Source organism: Azohydromonas lata NBRC 102462 (assembly GCF_001571085.1).
Lineage (GTDB): Bacteria > Pseudomonadota > Gammaproteobacteria > Burkholderiales > Burkholderiaceae_C > Azohydromonas > Azohydromonas lata.
On record NZ_BCTC01000325.1, the window covers coordinates 1 to 644 of the forward strand.

Genomic DNA, 644 nt, shown 5'->3' on the forward strand with positions numbered 1-644 from the left:
AGCTCATCAGCTTCCCGCTGGAGACCACCATGAACGGGCTGCCGGGGGTGGAGTCGGTGCGCTCCACGTCCAGCGCAGGGTTGTCCTTCCTCTATGTCACCTTCGACTGGAACACGGAGATCTTCCGCGCCCGGCAAATGGTGTCCGAGCGCCTGGCGTCGATGGAGGAAGGGCTGCCCGCGGGCGTGGTCCCGCGCATGGGCCCCATCAGCTCGATCATGGGCGAGATCATGCAGATCGCCATCCCGATCGACACGTCCAAGGTCACGCCCATGGCCGTGCGCGAGTACGCCGACTGGGTGCTGCGGCCACGGCTGATGGCGATCCCCGGCGTGGCGCAGGTCATTCCGATCGGTGGCGAGGTGCGGCAGTTCCAGGTCCAGCCCGACACGCGCCGCATGGCCGACCTGGGCATCTCGCACGACCAGCTCGAATCCGCCCTGCGGAACTACTCGTCCAACACCTCCGGCGGCTTCCTGGAGCTCAACGGCCGGGAGTACCTGATCCGCAACCTGGGTCGCACCTCCAGCTTGGACGATCTCAAGAACCTGGCGCTGACGGCCCGGGACGGCCAGCCGATCCTGCTGCGCCAGTTGGCGCAGGTGGCGTTCGCCCCGGCGATCCGGCGCGGCGACGCAGGCTTC

At 68.0% G+C, this 644-nt stretch carries 1 protein-coding gene; it reads left to right on the forward strand.

Features of this window, described 5'->3' with window-relative positions:
• On the forward strand, positions 1-644 hold a 644-nt coding region (locus ALA01S_RS31335), incomplete at both ends, for an efflux RND transporter permease subunit (RefSeq protein ID WP_169806066.1).